The sequence below is a fragment of the Virgibacillus sp. MG-45 genome, assembly GCF_036409425.1.
GTDB lineage: Bacteria > Bacillota > Bacilli > Bacillales > Amphibacillaceae > LDC-1.
In genome coordinates, this window is record NZ_JAXOFU010000003.1 from 186,036 (window position 1) to 212,194 (window position 26,159).

The 26,159-nt window shown below is 37.4% G+C and carries 22 protein-coding genes, 2 tRNA genes and 1 other annotated feature; of the genes, 19 read left to right on the forward strand and 5 right to left on the reverse strand.

The genetic code is table 11. The annotated features are described in order from the left end of the window. The first annotated feature begins 625 nt into the window (after positions 1 to 625). The 8 genes from dnaA to SPK86_RS05015 all read left to right on the forward strand — a co-directional run bounded on the left by dnaA (position 626) and on the right by SPK86_RS05015 (position 11,120). Positions 626 to 1,972 (forward strand): chromosomal replication initiator protein DnaA, encoded by a 1,347-nt coding sequence (gene dnaA / locus SPK86_RS04980; RefSeq protein ID WP_284140669.1) that lies wholly within the window; start codon positions 626 to 628, stop codon positions 1,970 to 1,972. Positions 1,973 to 2,156: 184 nt separating this feature from the next. Next, on the forward strand, positions 2,157 to 3,293 hold the full coding sequence (gene dnaN / locus SPK86_RS04985) for a DNA polymerase III subunit beta (RefSeq protein WP_330948793.1): 1,137 nt from the start codon (positions 2,157 to 2,159) through the stop codon (positions 3,291 to 3,293). Between the two features lie 293 nt (positions 3,294 to 3,586). Continuing rightward, the gene (gene yaaA / locus SPK86_RS04990; protein WP_284140671.1) at positions 3,587 to 3,814 is read left to right on the forward strand and encodes a S4 domain-containing protein YaaA; all 228 of its coding nucleotides are present in this window, start codon (positions 3,587 to 3,589) and stop codon (positions 3,812 to 3,814) included. Between the two features lie 73 nt (positions 3,815 to 3,887). Continuing rightward, positions 3,888 to 5,000 carry a DNA replication/repair protein RecF gene (recF, locus tag SPK86_RS04995; protein WP_284140672.1) on the forward strand — a complete coding sequence of 371 codons (1,113 nt, stop codon included), beginning with the start codon at positions 3,888 to 3,890 and terminating at the stop codon, positions 4,998 to 5,000. 21 nt (positions 5,001 to 5,021) lie between these two features. Then, positions 5,022 to 5,309: an extracellular matrix regulator RemB gene (gene remB / locus SPK86_RS05000; RefSeq protein ID WP_284140673.1), complete on the forward strand. Its 288-nt coding sequence runs from the start codon at positions 5,022 to 5,024 to the stop codon at positions 5,307 to 5,309. A 19-nt stretch (positions 5,310 to 5,328) separates the two neighbouring features. Beyond that, positions 5,329 to 7,254: a DNA topoisomerase (ATP-hydrolyzing) subunit B gene (gene gyrB / locus SPK86_RS05005; protein WP_443089754.1), complete on the forward strand. Its 1,926-nt coding sequence runs from the start codon at positions 5,329 to 5,331 to the stop codon at positions 7,252 to 7,254. Positions 7,255 to 7,393: 139 nt separating this feature from the next. After that, a complete protein-coding gene (gene gyrA / locus SPK86_RS05010; RefSeq protein WP_284140674.1) occupies positions 7,394 to 9,910 on the forward strand; it encodes a DNA gyrase subunit A in 2,517 nt (838 codons plus the stop codon). Positions 9,911 to 10,016: 106 nt separating this feature from the next. Continuing rightward, positions 10,017 to 11,120, forward strand: a complete 1,104-nt coding sequence (locus SPK86_RS05015) for an HD-GYP domain-containing protein (protein ID WP_330948794.1) — start codon at positions 10,017 to 10,019, stop codon at positions 11,118 to 11,120. A gap of 33 nt (positions 11,121 to 11,153) precedes the next feature. Here SPK86_RS05015 and SPK86_RS05020 read toward each other — a convergent pair whose 3' ends face one another. Continuing rightward, positions 11,154 to 12,101 carry a YaaC family protein gene (locus SPK86_RS05020; protein ID WP_284140676.1) on the reverse strand — a complete coding sequence of 316 codons (948 nt, stop codon included), beginning with the start codon at positions 12,099 to 12,101 and terminating at the stop codon, positions 11,154 to 11,156. Between the two features lie 174 nt (positions 12,102 to 12,275). On the opposite strand from SPK86_RS05020, the gene guaB reads away from it, so the two are divergent. From guaB to SPK86_RS05040, 4 genes are all read left to right on the forward strand, one after another. Continuing rightward, positions 12,276 to 13,745, forward strand: coding sequence for an IMP dehydrogenase (gene guaB, locus SPK86_RS05025; RefSeq protein WP_330948795.1), 1,470 nt, complete (start codon positions 12,276 to 12,278; stop codon positions 13,743 to 13,745). A 204-nt stretch (positions 13,746 to 13,949) separates the two neighbouring features. Next, on the forward strand, positions 13,950 to 15,281 hold the full coding sequence (locus SPK86_RS05030; RefSeq protein ID WP_443089755.1) for a D-alanyl-D-alanine carboxypeptidase family protein: 1,332 nt from the start codon (positions 13,950 to 13,952) through the stop codon (positions 15,279 to 15,281). Positions 15,282 to 15,349: 68 nt separating this feature from the next. Beyond that, positions 15,350 to 15,574, forward strand: a binding site (T-box leader). A 54-nt stretch (positions 15,575 to 15,628) separates the two neighbouring features. Continuing rightward, positions 15,629 to 16,903, forward strand: coding sequence for a serine--tRNA ligase (serS, locus tag SPK86_RS05035; protein WP_330948796.1), 1,275 nt, complete (start codon positions 15,629 to 15,631; stop codon positions 16,901 to 16,903). A 163-nt stretch (positions 16,904 to 17,066) separates the two neighbouring features. Next, a tRNA-Ser gene (locus tag SPK86_RS05040) sits at positions 17,067 to 17,159 on the forward strand. A 70-nt stretch (positions 17,160 to 17,229) separates the two neighbouring features. Here SPK86_RS05040 and SPK86_RS05045 read toward each other — a convergent pair. After that, a complete protein-coding gene (locus SPK86_RS05045; RefSeq protein WP_443089759.1) occupies positions 17,230 to 17,925 on the reverse strand; it encodes a GTP pyrophosphokinase in 696 nt (231 codons plus the stop codon). 537 nt (positions 17,926 to 18,462) lie between these two features. On the opposite strand from SPK86_RS05045, the gene proC reads away from it, so the two are divergent. Then, on the forward strand, positions 18,463 to 19,278 hold the full coding sequence (gene proC / locus SPK86_RS05050; RefSeq protein ID WP_284140680.1) for a pyrroline-5-carboxylate reductase: 816 nt from the start codon (positions 18,463 to 18,465) through the stop codon (positions 19,276 to 19,278). 42 nt (positions 19,279 to 19,320) lie between these two features. Next, complete coding sequence (locus SPK86_RS05055) at positions 19,321 to 19,617, forward strand: hypothetical protein (RefSeq protein WP_284140681.1); 297 nt, start codon at positions 19,321 to 19,323, stop codon at positions 19,615 to 19,617. 54 nt (positions 19,618 to 19,671) lie between these two features. On the opposite strand, the gene SPK86_RS05060 is transcribed toward SPK86_RS05055, so the two are convergent. Both SPK86_RS05060 and SPK86_RS05065 read right to left on the reverse strand, forming a co-directional pair. Beyond that, the gene (locus tag SPK86_RS05060; RefSeq protein WP_284140682.1) at positions 19,672 to 20,355 is read right to left on the reverse strand and encodes a deoxynucleoside kinase; all 684 of its coding nucleotides are present in this window, start codon (positions 20,353 to 20,355) and stop codon (positions 19,672 to 19,674) included. A 79-nt stretch (positions 20,356 to 20,434) separates the two neighbouring features. Continuing rightward, entirely contained in the window at positions 20,435 to 21,079 is a 645-nt protein-coding gene (locus tag SPK86_RS05065; RefSeq protein ID WP_284140683.1) for a deoxynucleoside kinase, read from the reverse strand. A 147-nt stretch (positions 21,080 to 21,226) separates the two neighbouring features. On the opposite strand from SPK86_RS05065, the gene SPK86_RS05070 reads away from it, so the two are divergent. The 3 genes from SPK86_RS05070 to acsA all read left to right on the forward strand — a co-directional run bounded on the left by SPK86_RS05070 (position 21,227) and on the right by acsA (position 24,276). Then, positions 21,227 to 21,299 (forward strand) — tRNA-Arg (locus tag SPK86_RS05070). A gap of 218 nt (positions 21,300 to 21,517) precedes the next feature. After that, entirely contained in the window at positions 21,518 to 22,273 is a 756-nt protein-coding gene (locus SPK86_RS05075) for a class I SAM-dependent methyltransferase (RefSeq protein WP_284140684.1), read from the forward strand. Positions 22,274 to 22,554: 281 nt separating this feature from the next. Next, positions 22,555 to 24,276, forward strand: a complete 1,722-nt coding sequence (gene acsA / locus SPK86_RS05080; protein ID WP_330948798.1) for an acetate--CoA ligase — start codon at positions 22,555 to 22,557, stop codon at positions 24,274 to 24,276. A gap of 180 nt (positions 24,277 to 24,456) precedes the next feature. Here acsA and SPK86_RS05085 read toward each other — a convergent pair whose 3' ends face one another. Then, complete coding sequence (locus tag SPK86_RS05085; RefSeq protein WP_284140686.1) at positions 24,457 to 24,795, reverse strand: winged helix-turn-helix transcriptional regulator; 339 nt, start codon at positions 24,793 to 24,795, stop codon at positions 24,457 to 24,459. Between the two features lie 105 nt (positions 24,796 to 24,900). Here SPK86_RS05085 and SPK86_RS05090 point away from each other — a divergent pair, with 105 nt between their 5' ends. Together SPK86_RS05090 and SPK86_RS05095 are read left to right on the forward strand one after the other, a co-directional pair. Continuing rightward, positions 24,901 to 25,284: a RidA family protein gene (locus SPK86_RS05090; protein WP_284140687.1), complete on the forward strand. Its 384-nt coding sequence runs from the start codon at positions 24,901 to 24,903 to the stop codon at positions 25,282 to 25,284. A 307-nt stretch (positions 25,285 to 25,591) separates the two neighbouring features. Next, the gene (locus tag SPK86_RS05095) at positions 25,592 to 26,104 is read left to right on the forward strand and encodes a type 1 glutamine amidotransferase domain-containing protein (protein WP_284140688.1); all 513 of its coding nucleotides are present in this window, start codon (positions 25,592 to 25,594) and stop codon (positions 26,102 to 26,104) included. Positions 26,105 to 26,159 lie beyond the last annotated feature (55 nt).

Below are 26,159 nucleotides of genomic sequence, written 5' to 3' on the forward strand. Positions count from 1 at the left end.
AAAAATATTCAGGACACAATTTAAACTCGTCACTTTTTATTATCCACAACAAGATTTAATAAGTTTATCATTCATATTTTCTATCCACAACAATTATCGACAAGTTAACCACAAAATATAGTAGTGTGGATAGATTTTGTCTACAATGGGTAGATATTGTGGATAACTGTCGAAAAACCTTGCACCAATGATATTTATTTGATATTATAGTTGTGTTTTAACATGTGTAAAAGTATACAGGAAATATCACTTATACACAGACTGTGGATAAACTGTGGACATTTGTTCACACCTCTGTTTATTTACTTATCAACAATAATGTGGATATTGCTTATAACCAGTCATAACGTATACACAATCACGCACGAGCTATCCACATACTCTAAATTGAATTCTACAATAATTACGTAGTTGCAATTAAATTATCCAGCCTGCCTTTCCATCTTTTTGTATGCAAATAGATCGAGAGAGGCTTTTTCATCTATTTCTATGTTACATAACGGCTAATTATGATCGGCCTTAGAAAAGACAAAAAGCGACAAATTCAAAAGAAATGAGACAGCTACTGTCCATATAGAGCAAAAATCATTTCGCTTAAACAATTATTGAAAGGGGTGAAACCAGTTTGGAAAACATCGGTGAATTATGGACAGCTACATTAGAATTAATCGAACAAAAAGTAAGTAAGCCGAGCTTTGATACGTGGCTTAAAAATACAAAGGCAGAAAAAATAGAAGGCAAAACATTAACTATTTCCGCACCAAATGAATTCGCACGTGACTGGTTAGAGGAGCAATACACACAATTAATTACCGAAATGGTAGCAGAAATTACAGGTTCTACCTTAATGGTAAAATTTATTATTCCAGATGCAGCAATGGAGAAGGATTTGTTTGAGGCATCTCCAAAGCCTCCAAAGCAAGTCGTTGCTGGAGAAGAAATGAAAAAGTCCATGCTAAATCCAAAGTATGTATTTGATACATTTGTCATTGGCTCTGGGAATCGCTTTGCACATGCTGCTTCTTTAGCAGTCGCAGAAGCACCTGCTAAAGCATATAATCCGCTCTTTATTTATGGTGGCGTAGGATTAGGTAAAACGCATCTCATGCATGCAATCGGCCATTATGTACGCGATCATAATCCAAATGCAAAGGTTGTTTATCTAACCTCAGAGAAATTTACGAATGAATTCATTAATGCCATTATGGAAAACAAAACAGCAAATTTCCGCAATAAATATCGGAATGTTGATGTGTTATTAATTGATGATATTCAATTTATTGCTGGAAAAGAGTCAACACAAGAAGAGTTTTTCCATACATTTAATGCGCTACATGAAGAAAATAAACAAATTATCATTTCAAGTGATCGACCTCCGAAGGAAATACCGACGCTTGAAGATCGATTGCGATCCCGTTTTGAGTGGGGTCTGATAACGGATATTACACCACCTGACTTGGAAACAAGAATTGCAATTTTAACAAAAAAAGCTAAAGCAGAAGGATTAGATATTCCGAATGAGGTCATGCTCTATATTGCGAACCAAATTGATACGAACATCCGTGAGCTTGAAGGCGCATTAATTCGCGTCGTTGCCTATTCATCTTTAGTGAATCAAGATATTGATGCGGCGCTTGCTGCAGATGCATTAAAAGATATTATTCCAAGCAATAAGCCTAAAGTAGTTACCATAAAGAAAATCCAAGAAGTGGTTGGCGAAAAATACAACTTAAAATTAGAAGATTTTATTGCTAAAAAAAGGACGAAATCAATCGCGTTTCCTCGTCAAATTGCGATGTATCTTTCACGAGAGCTGACAGATTCGTCATTGCCGAAAATTGGAGAGGAATTTGGTGGGCGTGATCATACAACAGTCATTCATGCACACGAAAAAATTGCCAAAATGATTGACTCGGATACATTACTCCAAAAAGAAATTGAGGAAATTAAAGAAGAAATCAAATCTTTTTAAATTATTCACATGTGAATAGCGTGGATGAACGTACTTAGTTGTAAACAGTTTATCCACATGGGGATAAGTATAATAAAAATAGACTTTTCCATGTTATCCACATACTCACACGCCTTATTACTTTTATTATTATATTTTTATTAAAAATAAATAAATATATACCATCCCATTAGGAGGATTTTTTATGCGATTTATTATCCAACGTGATCAATTATTAGCAAGTGTACAAGATGTTTCAAAAGCGATTTCTTCCAGAACCGCAATTCCGATATTAACAGGTATGAAAATCGAGGCTAGTCCAAATGGAATAACGCTAACAGGCAGTGATTCTGATATTTCCATTGAATCGTTTATTCCACAAGAATCCGACGGAAACGTGTACGTAGAAGAAATTAAACCAGGAAGCATTGTATTGCAAGCACGTTACTTTTCGGAAATTGTTCGAAAGCTTCCAGAACAAACAGTTGAAATCGAAGCGGATGCTAATTTAAAAGTAATTATTCGTTCTGGAAAAGCTGAGTTTAATTTAAATGGACAAAGTGCAGAAGAATATCCACAATTACCAAAGCTACAAACCGATGATAGCTTTACAATGCCAATTGATTTACTAAAAGGAATGATTAAGCAAACAGTATTTGCTGTTTCTGCTATGGAAACACGCCCGATATTAACAGGTGTAAGTGTGACATTACAGGGTGGAAGCTTACATTTCACAGCAACAGATAGTCACCGCTTAGCTTCACGGACGATTCCAGTAGAAGCAAGCAATGTAGAATTTGCAAATGTCGTTATTCCAGGTAAAAGCTTAAACGAATTGTATAAAACGTTGGATGATTCAGAGGAAACAGTAGAAATAAGTGTGACAAATAATCAAGTGCTTTTTCAAACAAAGCATTTAAATTTCTTATCACGCTTGCTTGATGGGAATTATCCCGAAACATCACGATTAATTCCAGAGCAAAGTAAAACTGTAATCCAAGCTAAAACAAAGGATCTCATCCATACAATTGATCGTGCTTCACTTTTAGCAAAAGAAGAACGGAATAATGTTGTGCGGTTAACAACATTGGATAATAATCAACTAGAAATTACGAGTAATTCTCCAGAAATCGGTCGCGTTTCAGAAGAAGTATCTGTCCAATCTCTTGAAGGAGAAGAACTTAAAATATCTTTTAGCGCAAAATATATGCTGGATGCACTGAAAGCAATGGAGGTCGAGGATGTGAAAATTAATTTCACTGGTGCGATGCGTCCATTTATTATCCAGCCTGTAAATGATGATCAAATATTACAACTTATTCTACCGGTGCGAACCTATTAAACTTGTTAAAACAGGCATGTAAATCTTTATAACTCTAAAAAATAACCCTCACCCGACAACGTTAGTTTAAATGGGTGAGGGTTTGTTTTACCTAAAGCTAATTTTCGTGTTTGGCTAGCGTATGAATATGCATTAATATATCCGAAAAAACAATTTTAAGCACTTTTTAAGCTGTTTTTATACATTTCTAGGGTCAATCCTTTCCTTAACACAAAAACTTTAGTAAAATAGGAATAGACACTTTTTAGATTATCAAGGCGGATAAAATTTCATGAAGAGTCTGGTGAGGAAAATTGCAAGAAAAAATCGAAATTAATACAGAATTTATTACACTCGGTCAGTTTATCAAGCTTGCCAATATTCTTGATTCTGGAGGAATGGTAAAAGTCTTTCTGCAGGAGCAAGGGGTGCTGGTAAATGGAGAGCTAGAGCAACGACGTGGGCGAAAGCTTTATCCAAATGATGTTGTTGAAGTAGAAGGTATAGGTTCTTATCTCGTTTCACGCAAAGAGCATGGATAAACATGGCAGATCAGATGTCTAGTTGAAATGCATCCGACAAAATGGACGGTTTCAAGAAAAATGAGGAATTTGCATGCATATTGAACATTTAAATTTAAAGCATTACCGAAATTATGATGAATTAGAGCTTTCCTTTGACGATAAAGTAAATGTAATCATTGGTGAAAACGCACAAGGAAAAACGAACCTAATGGAAGCAATTTACTTGCTCGCATTTACGAAATCACATCGGACTCCGAGGGAAAAAGAGCTTATCCAATGGGAAGCAGATTTTGCCAAGGTAGAAGGAAGGATTCATGCGCGCAACCAAGCTTTTCCACTGGAGATTATTATTTCATCTAAAGGTAAAAAAGCAAAACGAAATCGAATCGAGCAGAAAAAACTAAGTGATTATATTGGTGCACTGAATGTAGTGATGTTTGCACCAGAGGATTTAACACTTGTTAAAGGTCCACCACAAGTTCGCAGACGATTTATTGATATGGAACTCGGACAAATCCAACCAACGTATATTTATCACCTTGGACAATATCAAAAAATATTAAAGCAACGAAATCATTTGTTAAAGCAAATGCAGCGTAAGCCATCACAGGATACAACGATGCTGCATGTGCTTACAGAACAATTGATTGTACACGCTACAAATATCCTCGAGCGACGCTTTTCTTTTTTAGAGCTTCTTAGAAAATGGGCACAGCCAATCCATCAAGGGATCAGTCGTGAACTAGAGCAGCTTGAAATAAGGTATTCTCCTACGATTGAAGTATTAGAAGCGTCTAGTAGGGAGAAAATAGAAGCTATATACTTGGAAAAATTTGCCCAAATCGAGCAAAAGGAAATCGAACGAGGCACTACATTAATCGGAACACACCGCGACGACGTTCTTTTTTATGTAAATGGAAAAGATGTGCAGACCTATGGATCACAGGGACAGCAACGAACGACCGCATTATCATTAAAGCTAGCGGAGCTAGAATTAATCCATAATGAAGTTGGAGAATATCCTATTCTTCTTCTCGACGATGTGTTAAGTGAACTTGACGATTATCGCCAATCCCATTTGTTGAACACGATTCAAGGAAAGGTACAAACCTTTGTATCAACAACAAGTGTAGAAGGGATTCATCATGAAACCTTGAATAAGGCAGAGCTTTTTCGAATTCATAACGGTAGTGTTGCTCCATAATTTAAATGCGGAGGTATTATAATGTTCATTCATATCGGGAATGACAATGTTATACATTCCAACGAAATTGTTACGATTATTGATCGAAATATCATATCATCCTCCAGCATTATGGAAGAGATGATAACGGCAAACAAAAAAAGTATTGTCGGTCCAGAAAAAAATGCAAAATCAGTAGTCATCACGACAGCGTATATTTATTTCAGCACGTTATCTGTTTCAACACTTAAAAAGCGTGCAAGTATGATCTCAACAATAAGCAAACTCGACGATTATTCAACAGAACTCGAGCAAAGCTTGAATAATTGAATGGAAATGGATGTGTAAAATGGCTATGGAAGAAAAAATCATACAAGAACAAACGTATAATGCCGACCAGATCCAAGTCCTTGAAGGCCTGGAAGCTGTACGAAAAAGACCTGGGATGTACATCGGTTCAACAAGTGAAAAAGGATTGCATCACCTCGTTTGGGAAATAGTTGATAATAGTATTGATGAAGCATTAGCAGGCTACTGTGATCATATCCAAATTATTATTGAAGAAGACAATAGTATTACCGTAAAAGATAATGGTCGAGGAATTCCTGTTGATATTCAAAAGAAAACAGGAAAACCAGCTGTTGAAGTCATTATGACTGTACTTCATGCCGGTGGGAAATTCGGTGGTGGCGGATATAAAGTATCAGGGGGCTTACATGGTGTAGGTGCTTCTGTTGTTAATGCGTTGTCTTCTAATTTAGAAGTGTACGTTCATCTCCATGGAAAAATTCATTTTTTAGCCTTTGAACGAGGTGTACCAAAAGAAGAATTAAAAGTAATTGGTGAAACAGATGTTACTGGAACAACAACACATTTTAAGCCTGATCCAGAAATTTTTACAGAAAGTATTGTTTATGATTATGAAGTTTTAAGTCAGCGTTTACGTGAATTAGCTTTTCTAAACAAAGGTATTCGCATTACGCTTGAAGATAAACGAGTAGAAAAAGAGCCAGATACATTTTATTATGAAGGCGGAATTAGCGAATACGTAGCGTATATTAATCGCACGAAGGAAGTACTTCATGAGCCGTTTTTTGCTGAAGGTGAAGAAGAAGGGATTACCGTTGATGTAGCTGTTCAATACAATGATGGCTTTTCAAGTAATATTTACTCATTTGCGAACAATATTCATACGTATGAAGGTGGAACCCATGAATCTGGCTTTAAAACAGCGCTCACTCGTGTGATTAATGATTATGCTCGCAAGAACGGTATGTTGAAGGAAAATGATACGAATCTTTCAGGAGATGACGTTCGTGAAGGTATAACAGCGATCGTATCTATTAAACATTCTAATCCTCAATTTGAGGGACAAACGAAAACAAAGCTTGGAAATAGTGAAGTCCGAACAATTACCGATTCCATTTTTAGTGATGCGTTTTCTAAATTTTTATTTGAAAATCCATCCATCGGAAAAATTGTCGTTGATAAAGGATTGATGGCTTCGCGTGCCCGGATGGCAGCGAAAAAGGCCCGTGATTTAACACGACGAAAAAGCGCCTTAGAAATCTCTAATCTACCAGGTAAATTAGCTGATTGCTCATCACGTGATGCGAAGATTAGTGAATTGTACATTGTTGAGGGTGATTCAGCGGGAGGATCTGCAAAGCAAGGAAGAGATCGTCATTTTCAAGCGATTTTACCATTGCGTGGTAAGATTTTAAACGTTGAAAAAGCCCGACTCGATAAAATATTATCCAATAATGAGATTCGGATGATCATTACAGCTCTTGGAACAGGAATTGGCGAGGATTTTGATATTTCGAAAGCAAGGTATCATAAAATTGTTATTATGACCGATGCTGATGTGGATGGCGCCCATATCCGAACTTTATTATTAACCTTTTTCTATCGGTATATGCGGCCATTAATTGAGAGTGGTTATATTTATATTGCGCAACCACCATTGTATAAAGTTCAACAAGGAAAAGCTGTTCATTATGCATACGATGATAAAGAGCTTGATCGTATTTTAGACGAAATTCCAAAACAACCGAAGCCAGGCTTACAGCGTTACAAGGGTCTTGGTGAAATGAATGCCGAACAGCTTTGGGAAACGACGATGTCGCCTGATACACGTACACTGCTTCAAGTTGAGCTTGTCGATGCAATTGATGCAGATCAGGTTTTTGATGTTTTAATGGGAGACAAGGTTGAGCCGAGAAGGAACTTTATCGAAGAAAATGCCCAGTATGTGAAAAACCTGGATGTATAGGACGATCAACGGCTATATCCATATGTAAAGAAGTAGAAAAAGATCGAAATACAAAATGGTGGAGCATTACTTCATCGTTTGATAATCGATATGGATCACACGAGCAAAATGTTCGGTGTTTTTTAGGAGGTTACTGAAAATGGCAGAACAAGAACGTCCAAGTGTTCAGGAGATAAATATTAGTCAGGAAATACGTACTTCATTTCTTGATTATGCAATGAGTGTTATTGTATCGCGTGCATTACCTGATGTTAGAGATGGGCTAAAGCCTGTTCATCGAAGAATTTTATATGCGATGAATGATTTAGGAATGCATGCAGATAAAGCATATAAAAAATCAGCTCGTATCGTAGGCGAGGTTATTGGTAAGTATCACCCGCATGGTGATTCCGCGGTATATGAGGCAATGGTAAGAATGGCGCAGGATTTCAGTTATCGAAACATGCTTGTTGATGGGCATGGAAATTTTGGATCGGTTGATGGTGACTCAGCTGCGGCAATGCGTTATACCGAAGCAAGAATGTCAAAAATCGCGATGGAGCTTTTGCGTGATATTAATAAAGATACGATTGATTATGCTGATAACTATGATGGATCAGAACGGGAACCAGTTGTATTTCCAGCACGTTTCCCGAACTTATTAGTGAATGGTGCTTCAGGGATTGCTGTAGGGATGGCAACGAATATTCCTCCACACAATTTAAGTGAGACAATTGATGCTGTATTGGCGATAAGTAAGGACCCAGATATAACGGTAGAAGAAATTATGGAAAATCATTTACCAGGACCTGACTTTCCAACTGCAGGACAAATATTAGGAAGAAGCGGAATTCGCAAAGCGTATGAAACCGGTAGAGGCTCGATAACCCTTCGTGCAAAGGTTGATATCGAAGAGCAGAACAATGGTAAAACAAAAATTATTGTAACCGAGCTACCATATCAGGTAAACAAAGCGAAGCTTATCGAAAAAATTGCCGATCATGTACGCGAAAAGCGGATTGAAGGGATTACCGATCTTCGGGATGAATCAGATCGGAATGGAATGCGTGTAGTTATGGAGTTACGCCGTGATGCCAATGCAAATGTTGTTTTAAATAATTTATATAAATATACGGCATTACAAACGACTTTCGGGATAAACATGCTGGCATTAGTTGATGGACAACCAAAAGTGTTATCTGTGAAGCAAGCATTACAGCACTATATTGATCATCAAATTGTCATTATTAAACGACGTACTGCATTTGAATTACGTAAAGCAGAAGCTCGTGCACACATTCTTGAAGGCTTGCGCATTGCATTAGATCATTTAGACGAAGTGATTTCATTAATTCGTAGTTCGAAAACTGCTGATATTGCAAGACAAGGATTAATGGAACGCTTTAAGCTATCAGAAAAGCAATCACAGGCAATCTTAGATATGCGTTTACAACGATTAACAGGACTAGAGCGTGAAAAGATTGAAAGCGAATATAAAGAGCTTCTAAAGCTTATTGGGGAATTAAAGGAAATCTTAGCGAATGAAGAGCGAGTACTTGAAATTATTCGTGAAGAGCTTACTGAAATTAAAGAACGCTATGGTGATGCCCGTCGTACGGAAATAATGGCTGGTGGCGCAGGATTTTTTGAGGATGAAGACCTTATTCCAGAAGAAAATATCGTCATTACCTTAACACATCATGGCTATATTAAGCGATTACCTTCTTCAACCTATCGTGCGCAACGACGTGGTGGACGAGGTATTCAAGGAATGGGAACGAATGAAGACGATTTTGTGGAACATTTAGTTTCGACTTCTACCCATGACACGATTCTTTTCTTTACGAATAAAGGAAAGGTATATCGCGTAAAAGGCTATGAAATTCCGGAATTTAGTCGAACCGCAAAAGGACTTCCAATTATCAATCTCCTGCAAATAGAAAAAGGAGAATGGGTAAATGCTGTTATATCTGTAAATGAATTTAGTGAGAATGCCTATTTATTCTTTACTACGAAGCACGGGATTTCCAAACGCACGGAACTATCGCAATTTGCCAATATCCGAAAAGGTGGGTTAATTGCACTCGGTCTTCGTGATGAGGATGAGCTCATTTCTGTTCGTTTAACGGATGGTACAAAGGATATTATGATTGCTACAAAGCATGGCTATTTAATTCGCTTTCCAGAAGAACAAGTGAGATCAATGGGAAGAACGGCAAGTGGGGTTCGTGGTATTTCACTCCGTGGCGATGATGAAGTAGTGTCTATGGAGATACTTGAAGAAGGCTTGCAAATATTACATGTGACTAACAAAGGTGTTGGAAAGCGGACACCGGAAGATCAATACCGAATCACTCGTCGAGGTGGTAAGGGTATCTTTACTTGTAAGCTAAATGATGACACAGGACATGTTGTAGCTGTAAAAGCAGTTACTGGAGAAGAAGATATTATGCTTATTACAGCAGCTGGTATCTTAATTCGAACGCCTGTTCAAGATATTTCGCAAACAGGTAGAAATACGCAAGGTGTACGCCTCATCCGTTTACAGGAGGATGAAGAAGTAGCTACCGTTGCAAAGATTGAGAAAGATGAAGAAGAAGAGGAATCAGTAGAGCTAGCGCAACAAGAAGTAAATTCAGCGGATCAACAACAGGATAATCAACCAGAGGAAGAATAAATGGATGGAAGGAAGAAATCGGCTATTGAAGGCCGATTTCTTCACATCTAAACGTTTTTTTCTATCGTAGCATTGGATAGTGAATATTCAGTTGGGAGGATATGAAATGCGGGTAAAAGCTTCACAATTGGTTCCAGGTTGTATTTTATTGAATGATGTCAAAGGTAAAACAAACCGTCCTATTATGCATAAAAATACTGTGCTAACAAGCGAGCATATTGTAGTTTTAGAACGATTTTTAGTTACAGAAGTCGATGTTTCTACAAAGCTAGAAGCAGGAGAACTATTTCAACCGCAAAATAACCAAACACAACCAACACAAGAAGCACAACCAGATATTTCATTGACAAAGCAAGATAGCATGCCTTTTAATGCCCATTATCATCTTGTGGTAAACGATTATCAATCGCTTTTTTCACAATGGCAGAGTGGTATTACCGTGGATATCAAAAAAGTACGCATGTTGATAATCCCGTTACTAGAGCGAGTTCGTGAAATTGGAACAGCAGTGTTTACACTGCATCATGAGGCAACAAAGGAAGCTTATTTTTATCACCATAGTGTTGCAATTGGGATGCTATCCGCCTATATAGGAATGAAAATGGATTTACCGAAACAGGAATGGATACAGATAGGGCTGGCAGCTTTTTTAAGTGATGCTGGTATGGCGAAAATTGATCACTCTATCATTACGAAGCAACAAACGTTAACAGCAGCTGATATGGAGCAAGTAAAGCTTCATCCAACCTATTCGTATCGCATGGTTAAATCAATCCCAGCTGTTACAAAGGCAATAAAAACTACAATTCTACAGCACCATGAGCGAGAGGATGGAAGCGGTTATCCATTAGGGCTTAAAGGTGATACGATTCATTTGTATGCCAAAATCATTGCTGTTTGTGATACGTATCACGCCATGACCTGTGAACGGAATTATCGTGAAAAGCAATCGCCATTTAAAGTGATCGAGGAGCTTCAGGTTGAACAATTCACAAGGTTCGATCCCGCCATTGTACATACCTTTATTCAATGCTTAACGCATTTTTCGATCGGGATGCGCGTGCGTCTTTCTGATGGTCAAACCGGTGCCATTGTTTTTATAGATAAACAGTCACCAACAAGACCGATTATTCGTCTAGATCAAAATGAAGAATTACTGAAGTTAACAGATCATCCTTCCTTATATATTAGTGAAATTAGTGAAAGCTAACAACAAGGTCAAAGCGAATTATTCGCTTTGACCTTAAACCATTTTATAGAGCTCTGTACCAAGTAGAAACGGAATTTTAGCTTCTGTTATTTGTAAAAAGCGGAGAATAAAAGGATAATCGATTTCCGATTTCGTAACGAGCAAATCGCCCCACCATTCCGCTTCATATCGACTAAGCATACTCAAATTATACAGCAATAAATAATGCACCATTACTTCAGATATCGGCCAGAAATTATCACGAGATGAGGGGAAGTAAAGTGTTTCATTTTGATGGATAAATAATGGTCCGCTTGCATGGAATACTGGCTGCTCTAGTTCAATGACAATAGAATCTTGCAGTTGGTTTGTATGTTGAATCTGTGGTAAATATGGTTGAATCCGGGATAGAAATGCTTTTTTTGTTAAATGATATTGATCAAGGATCGATGGTGGAAACGCGAGCATCGTGTCACCAAGCTTACCAATCGATTCGAGCTTTTTTTTATGCTGCATTTGAAAAAGAATGTGAAGCTCTGGAATTAATCCAAGCAATTCCTCCATGTTTAATTTTTGAAACGGGATGCGTTTAGTGGAAAAGAGATGCTCAGAAAAATAAGGAAATAATCCTTGATGTTGGATTTTCACTTCATCTGTAAGAAAGGTGTAATTCTTTTTTTTACGTTTCCGTGTAGAAGCTCCATGAGCAAGAATCGTGGTAGATTCTGGATAATTAGGTCTTTTCGTTAAGAGACAGGCCTTTACCAAATGAACCATCCCATAAAAAAATAACATTGGCTGCATTACAATATCTACTTGCTTTCCTGTCTCATAAAATTTCCTTCCATGTTCAAGGTAGTACATGAAGGTTGTACAATTTTCATAGCTTTTTGCTTCTGCATCAACTTGTGGTAGCTTTTTATAGCAAGTCTGAAGAAAATGTCTTGCAGATTGCTGCGATTGCAAATATATGTAAAAATCATTAATTTCATTTGTGTTCATCTGATCACCCTTAAAATGTTTTAAAATTTTGAATGTATTTTCTTTTGTTTTCCCTGAAATATAGGATTGAAAAATAAAGGCTGATACCGTATTGTAATTAGAAATAGATGTACTTGTTTAGCTTAGCCTAACTGCGTTTTTTTATTAGCGAATAAAAACTAGAGGAGGATTTCCATGCGTGATGATAAATTTGTCAAAGAAGGATTAACATTTGACGATGTGTTGTTAATCCCTGCAAAGTCAGAAGTTTTACCAAGAGAAGTGAGTGTTTGTACAGAGCTTTCCAACAGCTTAAAGCTTAATATTCCCTTTATAAGTGCTGGAATGGATACTGTAACAGAAGCTGAAATGGCAATTGCAATGGCTCGCCAAGGTGGACTTGGGATTATTCATAAAAATATGTCAATCGAAGAGCAAGCAGAGCAAGTAGATCGGGTGAAACGTTCAGAAAGTGGCGTCATTACGAATCCGTTCTTTTTAACACCAGACCACCAAGTTTTTGATGCAGAGCATCTAATGGGTAAATTCCGAATTTCTGGGGTTCCGATCGTAAATACGATTGAAGAACAAAAATTAGTCGGCATTATTACGAATCGTGATCTTCGCTTTATTCAAGATTACTCTATTTCAATTCGGGAAGTGATGACAAGTGAAAATCTTGTAACTGCTTCTGTTGGCACAACATTAGAAGAGGCAGAAAAGCTGCTGCAGCAGCATAAAATTGAAAAGCTACCACTTGTAGATGAGCACAATGTACTTAAAGGACTAATAACGATCAAGGATATTGAAAAGGTCATTGAGTTCCCACATGCAGCAAAGGATGATCAAGGAAGATTACTTGCAGGTGCTGCTGTTGGTGTTACTGGGGATGCAATGAAGCGTATCGAGAAGTTGGTAGAAGCGGGTGTGGATGTTATTGTCATTGATACGGCACATGGACACTCAAAAGGCGTTCTCGAACAAGTTAAACGTGTGCGTGAAACATATCCGGATTTAAATATTATTGCTGGCAATGTAGCTACTCCAGAGGGAACAAAGGCATTAATTGATGCAGGAGCAACCATTGTTAAAGTTGGGATTGGACCAGGATCGATTTGTACAACACGTGTTGTTGCAGGAGTTGGCGTACCACAAATAACTGCGATATATGATTGTGCAAAAGAAGCAGAAAAGTATGGTGTACCAATTATTGCCGATGGCGGAATTAAATATTCTGGAGATGTTGTTAAAGCACTTGTTGCGGGTGGACATGCCGTCATGCTTGGAAGTATGTTTGCAGGGGTATCTGAAAGCCCTGGTGAGACAGAAATTTATCAAGGACGTCGCTATAAAGTTTATCGTGGCATGGGATCAGTAGGAGCAATGAAAGCAGGCTCGAAGGATCGATATTTTCAGGATACAGATGATGCCAAAAAGTTGGTTCCTGAAGGGATTGAAGGTAGAGTCGCTTATAAAGGACCTTTAGCAGATACATTACATCAGCTTGTCGGCGGTCTTCGGGCTGGTATGGGATATTGTGGAACAAATACGATTGAAGCTTTACGTGAAAATGGGCAATTTGTCCGTATTACAAATGCTGGATTACGTGAAAGTCATCCACATGATGTGCAAATTACGAAAGAAGCCCCAAATTATTCTTTATAAGGTAAACTGCAGCAGTTATATATTTTTAAAATAGATGGGCAATTTTACCCGTCTATTTTTTATTGATATTTTATGTTAAAATATCAACGTATGTTTACTCAATTCGACATGCTTTTTGCGAAAGGAGTTCACGTTTGTAATAGAACGTTCGATATATATAGTACATGATTTTAAAAAAGTGAGTTATAGTGGAGGTAGAGAAAGTTGAAACGCAAATTTATTAAAGGCATCGTATGGTGGATGGCACTTCTCGTCGTAATTGCACCATTTATGACAACTCAATCTGCACAAGCAGCAAGTACATTAGATATAGCTGCTGAGTCAGCTATTTTAGTTGATGCGGAGACAGGAAAAATTTTATTTTCTAAAAATCCTGATATGAAATTACCTCCAGCCAGCATGACAAAAATGATGACGGAATACCTTGTTTTAGAAGCGATTGAAGCAGGGAAAATCACGTGGGATACGACAACGCAAATTAGTGATTATGCCTATAAAATTTCGGCTGATATTTCATCCTCAGGTACAGGTTTAACGCAGGATGTTGATTATAAGGTACGCGATTTATATAATGCAATGGCTATTAATTCCGATAATGCAACAACAATCGCACTTGCTGAGCTTGTAGCAGGATCAGAAGGCGAATTCGTTAAAATGATGAATAAAAAAGGGAAAGAAATGGGACTCCCTGATTTTGAATTCGTAAATTCAACTGGCTTAGAAAATGCTGATTTAGGTGATAATTATCCAAAAGGAACAGAGCCGGATGGAATTAATTATATGTCTGCACGATCTTCAGCACTTTTAGCCTATCACTTAGTAAACGACCATCCTGAGGCATTAGAAGTTTCTAGAGTGCCGCAAACAGAATTTGATGGGCATATGATTGATAATTGGAACTGGATGCTGCCACATGACAGTGTGAATTTTAAGCAGTTCTATTATGAAGGAGTGGACGGTTTAAAAACCGGTCATACCGATCTTGCGGGCTATTGCTTTACTGGAACTGCAGAACGAAATGGTCAACGTCTGATTTCTGTTGTCATGAAAACAGATAGTATTCCAGCACGATTTAAAGAAACGGCAAAATTACTTGATTATGGATATAATAATTTTAATAGCAAAGAGCTTTTTCCAGCAGGCTATCAACTAAAGGATAAAGCTACGATTGACGTTGTTAAAGGAAAAGAAGATCAAGTTGCTATCGCAACAAATGCACCATTAACAGTCCCTGTTCAACAGGGTGACGAAAAAAATTATACGGTTACGTATCATTTAGATAAAGATAAGTTGGACAAGGAAGGCGCTTTAGTCGCACCTGTTAAGAAGGGTGAAAAAATTGGTACCGCTGAACTTGTTTACAAGGGAGAAGACGCAGGATATATCTTTGAAAATAAAAAGCACGTAGTTGATGTTGTAGCAACGGAAACAGTTGAGAAAAGTAACTGGTTTATGCTTACACTTGATGCTATTGGCGGCTTCTTTGCCGACATATTCAGTTCTATTGTGGATATGGTAAAAGGTTGGTTTAACTAAAATTTGAATAAGACAGTTACCTTACTTGCATATCGTGTGAAAATCAGCTATGATAATGCATAATAAACTGAACAGTAATGAGAGGAAATAGTAGCGTTGCTCTATTCTCAAGAGAGTCGATGGCTGGTGAGAATCGATGAAGGAGCATTGTGAATCCATCCTTGAACTGGTGAACTGAAAAGGAGCATTCTCCTCATAAGTACACCCGGGTCCGTGCCGTTATCACGAAAAGCCGGAAGATAGATTATCTTCAATAAGGGTGGCAACGCGGGAATTCAACTCTCGTCCCTACTACTAGGGACGGGAGTTTTTGTATTTAATTATAAATAAAATAAGGAGTGAATATCATGCTTGACATGAAATATTTGCGCAATCACTTTGATGAAGTAAAAGAAAAATTATCCCATCGTGGAGAAGATTTATCAGAATTAGATCGATTTGGAGATCTTGATCAACGAAGACGTGCATTAATTAATGACACAGAAAGCTTAAAGGCGAGAAGAAATGAAGTTTCCAAGCAAATTCCGATCTTAAAGAAAGAAGGAAAAGATGCAGCGGCAGTTATAAAAGAAATGCGCGAAGTTGGCGATAAAATAGCTGCATTTGATAAAGAATTAAAAGAAATAGAAGAACAGCTAGCAAATATCCTTTTGTCGATCCCAAACATCCCACATGAAAGTGTTCCTGTTGGTGAAGATGAGGAAGATAATGTAGAAGCTCGTAAATGGGGTGAGGTTCCTGCATTTACGTTTGAAGCACAGCCACATTGGGATATTGCAACGAATTTAGGAATTCTTGATTTTGAAAGAGCTGCAAAGGTAACTGGAAGCCGTTTTGTATTTTATAAAGGGCTTGGAGCTCGACTTGAGCGTGCGTTATTGAATTTCATGATGGATTTACATGCAGATGAGCATGGCTATGAGGAAATGCTTCCACCATATATTGTGAACCGTACAAGTATGACTGGAACCGGACAGCTACCAAAGTTTGAAGAGGATGCATTTAAACTCGAAGAATGGGATTATTTCATGGTACCAACAGCAGAGGTTCCAGTAACGAATTTTCATCGGGAGGAAATTCTTTCGCCAAATGAAGTACCGAAAAAATATGTTGCCTATAGTGCAAGCTTTCGTTCAGAAGCAGGATCTGCTGGCAGAGATACCCGTGGGTTAATTCGTCAGCATCAATTTAATAAAGTGGAGCTTGTCCATTTTGCAAAGCCTGAGGATTCCTATGATACGCTGGAAGCATTAACAGGACATGCAGAAAGGGTGCTACAATTGTTAAAGCTTCCTTATCGCGTGATGTCTATGTGTACAGGTGATTTAGGGTTCACAGCTGCCAAAAAATACGATATTGAAGTTTGGATTCCAAGTCAGGATACGTATCGAGAAATTTCTTCTTGCTCGAATTTTGAAGATTTTCAAGCAAGACGTGCAGGCATTCGCTTCCGTCGCGAACCGAATGGCAAACCAGAATTTGTTCATACATTAAATGGCTCTGGATTGGCAATTGGCCGTACCGTAGCAGCAATTCTAGAGAATTATCAGCAGGAGGATGGAACAGTTGTTGTTCCAGAGGTGCTGCGTCCATATATGGGTGGAAAAGAAGTAATAAAGTAAATGACAATCACTTGCCGGCTCTTCATTTGCTGGCAGGTGATGTTTACTTTTAGCGTTTAAAAAGCGTAGGTAGTTACTTATGGTATATTTTGGTATGTTATTTCATGTTGAAAAGTAATTGACACCGTTCGTATATTATTGTATATTAAAACATGTTGATTATGGAGGTATACCCAAGTCTGGCTGAAGGGATCGGTCTTGAAAACCGACAGGGGTGTCAAAGCCCGCGGGGGTTCGAATCCCTCTACCTCCTCCATTTTATAAATTAGCGCATAAATATTGGAGATAAAAAATAAAACTACTGCATTTGCAGTAGTTTTATTTTGTTATTCGGATAGATCGCTTTCTTCTTGTTTCGTTAATGAAGTTAAAAGAGAGAGTGGTAAATGGAAATTCTCATCATTTAGCTGCATTGTATGAAGACTTTCCTCCGTTGCGTTTAAGTCTTTAATATGCTGTATTTCATGATGGAGCTTCTCCATTCTTATATCTAAGCTATTTGCAATATGGGCAGTTTCCTTTAGTTCCTGTAAGAGATGTGCTGGAATTTGCTTGTCATATTTATAATAGATTTTATGCTCTAGGCTTGCCCAAAAATCCATGGCAGCAGTTCGAATTTGAATTTCGACATATACTTGCTCTTCTCTATCGGACATAAATACAGGAATAGAGATAATTAAATGTAAGCTTTGGTAACCATTTGGTTTCGGATATTTAATATAGTCCTTGCATGAAATAAGGGTGATATCTTTTTGTTGTTGAATCATATCACGAATGCGATAAATATCAGAGACAAAGGAGCAAACAATCCGAAAGCCAACAATATCATGAATGTTTTCTTGAATCGAATCAAGTGAGATTTCAAGGTTTTTACGAATTAGCTTTTTTAAAATACTTTCCGGTGATTTGATCCGTGATTTAATATGCTCTATAGGATTATAGTCATGGAAATGCTGAAATTCTTCTTTTAAAATCATTAGCTTTGTATTTACTTCATCTTGTCCAAATTTATACGTCATCATAAGCCGTGTAATTTCATTTCTAGCTACTTTTAAGCGTTGTAAATCTTTTATATCCACTATTGTTTCCTCTTTTCTTACGTGCGTAATAATCACTGTTCTCTTCTATTATAATCGAAAGAAGTGGCATAATTATAGAAAAGAATGGAACATTTATTTAAAAGTAAATAAACGTCCTTTTTACTCTTGACAATTTTATCGAGACAACATATAGTACATAACAATACTAAAAGCTTGTGATCGATAAGAATATAGATTAAGTCCAATAGACAGACTATGATCAGGCCAGTAGCACATGTATGACTGAAAGAAATTGGGATTCATCGGCTGAAAGGTCCCATCTGCTCCAGCATGTGTGAACCTACCTCGGAGTCGTCAGCTAAAACTGACCGCAGTTTCCTGCGTTATCAAAGGAAGAGTTGGGCATGCATTGCATGCTAAGTTAGGTGGTACCGCGGAGCTCAGTCCGTCCTATAGAGAGGATGGATCTGGGCTTTTTGTATGGAGGAAGGAAATCGAAATCATAGGAGGAAAATTCGTATGGATAAAAAAATTGTATTTATTGGTGCAGGTTCGATGGCAGAGGCGATTATTGCTGGAATATTAAAAAGCAAATTTGTCTCAGCAGATTCGATCAATGTGATAAATAAAAGCAATCAAGATAGGGTTGCACGTCTTGAACAACGATATCATGTTCAATATCCGGAAAATAAAAGAGCGGTTATTGAAGCAGCAGATATTGTCGTTCTATCAACAAAACCTTATGACATCGAAACTGCGGTAGAGTCCGTTCGTTCTTATTTACATGAGGATCAATTAATTGTTTCTGTTATTGCAGGGATATCAACAGATTATATTGGAGAGCTCATTGATAAGCAGATACCTATTGTAAGAGCAATGCCAAATACATCTGCTGCTATTGGTCAATCGGCTACAGCTATCTCAGCTGGAAAATTCGCTACAGCGGCACAGCTTCAATTGACGAAGGCATTATTCGATACGATTGGTTTAACGGTGACGGTCGAAGAAGCGAATATGCATACGGTAACAAGTATTTCTGGGAGTGGTCCTGCATATATTTATTACCTCGTAGAAGCGATGGAAAAAGCAGCAATCGATGCAGGCTTAGAACCACTTATCGCAAAGCAATTAATTAGCCAAACAGTGTTAGGTGCAGGAGAAATGCTAAAAGCATCAACTGAGCCAGCAGCAGAGCTTCGTAAGAAAATTACCAGTAAAAGAGGAACAACCGAAGCAGGTATCGAAGTATTAAATAAATGCCAATTTCAAGAAGCGGTTATAGCTTGTGTAGAAAGCGCACGTAAACGGTCGATTGCATTAGGAAAGCAAGAATAGTTTACACTAAAGAAATAGATAAGAGCGAAAGGAGAGAGTGAAATGCCAGTATGCGCCCATTGTGGAAGGACATGGAGCTATGGCACGACGTTAAAAAATGCATACCACATAACGAAAACCTGTCCTTTCTGTGGAAGGGAAAATTATGATTCTTCTGCAATTACTCTCGCAAGTATTTTATATTTTACATTACCAATCGGTATTATATTTATCTTCCAATTATTAGTGGACATGACAATAAAGCAATTTTTCGGATTGCTGCTGTTTTTAATTGTAGTCATGCTTGGTATATATCCTTTTATTGCAAAACTCAGTAAGGAGCGGGTGCCATATTGGTAATAAAAATGGTCTGTCTCCAATGAAGGAGAGCAGACCAAGGCGCTGTTTATGTTTTTATTTTACAAGTTCTCTTTTGTTCCAATGTCTAGATTGATGAATAAAATGACCAACTTTTTCTAGAATTGGTTCAATGGAACTTTCTGTATCTAAGAGATCGTAGTCAGCAATATTAATTCGTAATATTGGGCATGCATTAAAGTTATTAATCCAATCATCGTACCGCTTGTACATTTCTTCCCAATAAGAAATTGGTGTATCTTTTTCCATTTGTCTCCCACGGAGCTTGATACGATCGATTACATCATCAAAGGTTCCTTCTAAATAGATAAGTAAATCAGGATGTGGGAAGAATGGAGTCATGACCATCGCTTCAAATAAATTTGTATATGTTTCATAATCTGTTGCGGACATTGTCCCATTCTCAAAATGCATCTTGGCAAAAATGCCTGTATCTTCATAGATGGAACGGTCTTGAATAAAACCGCCACCATATTCAAATATTTTCTTTTGCTCTTTAAAACGTTCTGCTAAAAAATAGATTTGTAAATGAAAGCTCCACCGTTCAAAATCAGCATAGAAGTTCTCTAAATAAGGATTTGTATCGACCTTTTCAAAGGATGTTTTGAATTGCAGTGCATTAGCAAGTGCATTAGTCAGTGTTGATTTACCTACACCAACTGTACCAGCAATGGTAATGACGCTATCGTTCGGGATTTGGTATTTCTCTCGTAAATTCATCGTTCTTCCCCTTTTTTAAAATGATAAAAAACCTGATAGTTTGAGATAGCTTGTTTTATATACGTCAAAAAATTAGAATTTATATTGAAGTCACTTTTGAATGCTTCAGATTGTCGTTCACCTGCTGGATAATGTGATCGAGATCATCCTGATGGTTAACGAAATCCAGCTTATCCCCATTAATACGGATGACGGGAATGTCGGGATGCATCCGTTCAAATGCATTCATATACGTTTCATAATCCTCAGCAAGCTGCGCGAGATAGGAAGCCTTAATGTTCTTTTCTACATCTCTCCCACGGAGGCGAATGCGATTAAGTATCGTATCTAAACTGCCGTGCAAATAAATCATCATGTTTGGCACAGGCATATCCTTTGTTAATATATGATAAATATCTTCATATTTCTCTAATTTATCTTCCTGCAATGTTCGTTGTGCGAAAATCATGTTTTTAGAAATGTGATAATCTGCGACAACAGGCTTTTGTAAGTTAAGATATTTTTTTTCTATATCCTCAAGCTGTTTAAAACGATTGCATAAAAAGAACATTTCTGTTTGAAAGCTCCATGCTTCAATATCATCATAAAATTTACCGAGAAAAGGGTTCTCTTCCACTATTTCTTTCAGTAAATGAAAGTCAAATTGGACAGAAAGTTTTTTTGCAAGGGATGTTTTCCCGATTCCGATTGGTCCTTCTATTGCAATAAAAGGAACTCCTGTCATAGCTACTCCTCCAATCCAAGCATAATACAGATGTTATTTATTTTACCATAAGTGGTCTTGTTAAGGTACTCTGTCTTTAGATCTTTAGTCGGAGATGCTTTCCAAAAGTGTATGGTTTTTGTATAATATTAGTTGTCGCATTTGATTGCCCCCGTAGCTCAGGGGATAGAGCATCGGTTTCCTAAACCGTGTGCCGCAGGTTCGAATCCTGCCGGGGGCGTATATATAGCATTATAAAGAACAAGAGAAATAATCTTTCTCTTGTTCTTTTTTGTCTTTTATGAATATTTATTTCCTATAATTCGAAAAATAGTATATATTTATAATAATTATAGAAGAGAGAGTGATGGAAATGACAATTTGCTTACGATATTTTAAAAATAATAAGGTGCGGATTATGATATAAGTTCTTCCGCACGTAACAATGGAGGAATGAAATTGTTTAGTTATTATGGAAAATTAAGTACGGAGCTCTACAATCTTACAAAGCCTATTGGATATTCAATAGGTGGAGATATTGAATATTATATGGAAAGATTAAAGGGAACGAATCAAAAGATCCTTGAAGCTGGAGTTGGATCGGGTAGATTTTTAATTCCTTTACTAGAGCAGGGTTATATGGTTGAAGGGATTGACTATTCTCCTGCTATGCTAAAGTCGTGTCGAGAGCAATGCGATGAGCGAGGGTTAAATCCCAATCTTTATGAGGGGAATCTTCGACAGTTTGAATTACCTCATAAGTATGAAGTAATTGTCATACCAACGGGATCCTTTTGCTTGCTAGAAAGCTTTGAGGATGCTAAGGATGCACTTGATTGTTTTTATAAGCATTTAATTCCAGGTGGACGTGTAATAATTGATTTGATTTTTCCTGTTGATTGGAAGACCGGAGAAATTTCGACGGTTACATATCCTACATCAAACGAGGAAGGCCTTTTATTGGAGAGCAAGTCTATTGAAATAAATTGGATAGAACAATATACATTATCTTATTTAAAATATGAGAAATGGCGAAATGGTAAACGAATAGATGCGGAACTACAAAGGTTTTTACTTCGTTGGTATGGTGTGGAGGAATTCACGCTTTTATTGGAAAAAGTAGGTTTTTCTAATATAACCTGTTCTGCTGAATACTCATATAAAAAGCGTCCTACGAAAGATACACGGATTATCACATTTGAAGGTGTGCGGTAGATAAGATAGATAAATAGAATTAAAGATGTATCGTATAACAGTCTTCTGCAACTTGCAGAGGGCTGTTTTTTATTTGTTTTAAATAAACAATACTTCCCTGGTTAAGTAAGTATGGCTGTTAACTATACCACCCTATTTCCAGTATGCTAGATTTTTTTACTTTAATTTGTTCATAAAATGTTCTAAAATAGAAATTACTTACCTAAAAGTTTCAATAATTTGTTAATTTAGCTTAATTCAGAAATGTATTCGGTTACAAAAAATATAATTGAGGTGATAGCATGGACATGCAACGCATACCAGCAAAAAAAGGAAATCATAATCTAGTAAACTATGCAGAAATGCGACAAAATTTTTCGTGGGAAGATATAAATAAGCACTTTAGCTGGCACAAAACAGGAAAAGTAAATATTGCTTATGAAGCCATTGATCGGCATGCCGATAATCCAACTAAAAAAGATCATACTGCATTGCTTTATACAGCACCAGATCGCGAAGAAAAGATGACTTTTGCTGATTTAAAGCGAGAAAGTAACAAGTTTGCAAATGTGTTAAAAAAGTATGACGTTAAAAAAGGAGATCGTGTTTTTCTATTTTTACCAAGAAGTCCAGAATTCTATGCTGTATTTTTCGGCATTATTAAGCTTGGAGCTATTGCAGGTCCATTATTTGAAGCATTTATGGAACAGGCAGTACGTGACCGCTTGCAGGATAGTGAGGCGAAGGTATTAATTACAACACCTGAACTTTTAAAACGTGTTCCTGAAGCTGATTTACCTCATTTAGAGAAAATCGTGCTCGTAGGTAGTGAGGACCAGAAAACAACTACAGAAAAATATATCGATTATCAAACTGAAATGGACGCAGCATCTGATACGTTTGACATCGTATGGGTAGATCGGGAGGACGGATTACTCCTGCATTATACATCAGGGTCAACAGGGAAACCAAAGGGAGTATACCATGTTCATAATGTCATGATTCAGCAGTATGCAACCGCAGAGTGGGTATTAGATTTAAAGGATGATGACATTTATTGGTGTACCGCAGATCCTGGCTGGGTAACAGGTACGAGCTATGGCATATTCGCACCATGGTTAAAAGGGGTAACGAATGTTGTTCGCGGTGGGCGATTTACACCAGAATCCTGGTATGAAACATTAGAGAAAAATCAGGTTTCCGTTTGGTATACTGCACCAACTGCTTTACGTAAAATGGTAAGTGCAGGCGAAAACTTACCTAGTAATTATGATTTAGCTGCTTTGCGGCATATTTTAAGTGTTGGTGAACCGTTGAATCCAGAAGTAATTACATGGGGAATGAAAGCATTTGATTTACGTATTCATGATACGTGGTGGATGACGGAAACAGGTGCACAATTGATTGTGAATTTACCATCAGAAGAAATTCGCCCGGGATCTATGGGAAAACCGATTCCAGGTGTGGAAGCTTCGATTGTAGACAATGAAGGAAATGAAATCCCGCCAAATCAAATGGGGAACCTCGCGATAAAAGCAGGTTGGCCAGCGATGATGCGAGCAGTTTGGAATAACCCTGGTAAATATGAAAGTTATTTTCTGAATGGCTGGTATGTATCGGGAGATAGTGCTTATCGAGATGAAGATGGCTATTTCTGGTTTCAAGGACGGCTGGATGATGTCATTAACACCTCTGGTGAGCGTGTTGGACCATTTGAAGTGGAAAGCAAGCTAATTGAACATCCTGCAGTAGCGGAAGCAGGGGTCATTGGAAAACCCGATCCAGAGCGTGGAGAAATCATAAAAGCATTTATTACCTTAAATGATGGATATGAAAAGACACCAGCGTTACTGGAAGAAATTCGTCAGTTTGTTAAAACAGGATTAAGTGCGCATGCTGCACCACGTGAATTAGAAGTAAAGGATACAATACCTAAAACACGAAGCGGAAAAATTATGCGTCGTTTATTAAAATCGTGGGAGCTTGGATTACCAACTGGAGATACATCAACCTTAGAGGAATAAGAAAAGATGGCTAGATTTAAGGTAGTAGGTACTGTTTCGATGGAAAACGTACAAAAGCATAATTAATAAGAAAATCCAAATCGATCTGATTTGGATTTTCTTATTTTTGAGTAAACTCTTTTGCAACTCCTAATGCTAGGATTTATTATCTATTAATTTCATTAACTATGAAGAAGAACTTTAACTATTTTGGTTGTTTATGCCCCATTCACATAACTGTTCCAAAGCAGGTAATAGAGTTTCCGCTTTATGTGTGAGACTGTATTCAACTTTAGGGGGGACTTGAGGATACTCTTTCCGTATAACCATCCCATTTGCTTCTAATTCTTTAAGTTGTGAACTCAACGTTTTAAAGGTAATAACTCCTATTCTTCTTTTTAACTCATTAAAGCGAACTGGTTGGTTTTCTGCCAAGATGTATATGATAAGCATCTTCCATTTTCCACCAATCACTGACATTGTATAGCCAAAAGGTGTCTTTTGAATGTTACCTGTTTCTTTATAGTCAGCCATTCCCATATTCACACTATCCTTTCTGATAGTACATATCAAAAAAGTGCGTACTATTTTTAACATTGCGTTTATTTTATACTGAATATACTTTGAAGTAAAGGAGAGAAAAAAATGACGAATGTTAAAACCTACGATCATAATCTTTGGGATCACGGTATTACTCAAGGTTACAGTGTTAACGGCATGATCTACATTTCCGGGCAATTTTCCCATGATATGGAAGGTGCGTTTATAGGAGAAGGTGATATCGAAGCACAGACCCGACAAACCCTTGAAAATCTCGATCGCGTCCTTAAGGAATTTGGTGTTACAAAGACCAATCTCGCTTATTTGGATATTTATCTCACAAATGCGCAAGAGCATTTTGAACCAGTTCTCAGGCTGTTCAAGGAATACGTGGAACAACATCGACCAGCTGGTAGCCTTATTGGAGTAAATTATTTGGCATCACCTGAGCAACTGATTGAAATTCGGGCTGTCGCGCATACCGACTGAATATACAATATAAAATAAAGTGAATATGCTTTGCTCGTTTTTATTAGGAAAACCAACTTGATTGAACGAAACCCCAAATAGTGGACACTTATAATAAAGGTAACCTATTCGGGGTTTATGTGTTTTTAGAATCATATTGTAGCTACGGATTGAATCATTTCATATTTGTATTCTTGCTTCCTCATGTTATATAAGCGCATAAGAGTACTAGCTCTTTTTCGTACATGCTCCTCTGGAAGAGTATGTTTAAAAGGATATGATTCGGGAACAATTCCTATGTAATATTTCTTGAAGGAGGATGAACATAATGGGTAAAAAAATAGCATGTGTACTAACGGATATGTTTGAGGATGTAGAATATACCGCACCCGCGAAGGCTTTCAAGGAAGATGGACATGAAGTAGTGGTCATCGGGAAAGAAACAGGAAAACAAGTTACAGGAAAAAATAAAGAAGCAACAGTTACGATTGAAAAAGGAATTGCGGATGTTAATCCATCCGATTTTGATGCGTTGTTTATTCCAGGTGGATTCTCGCCTGATCAATTACGCGGGGATGATCGGTTTGTATCTTTTACAAAACATTTTATGGATGAGAAGAAGCCTGTTTTTGCAATTTGCCATGGACCACAGTTATTAATTACAGCAAAGACATTAGAAGGCAGAAAAGCAACGGGCTATAAGTCAATTCAGGTCGATATGGAATATGCAGGTGCTAAGGTTGTAGATGAAGAAGTAGTCGTATGTCAAAATCAACTTGTAACAAGTCGCCAGCCAGATGATATTCCTGCATTCAATCGAGAAGCATTAAATCTATTATAAAACGCCATTTAGGTAGGAATCACTTTAAAAACGCTTTTTCAATATAGATTTCGAA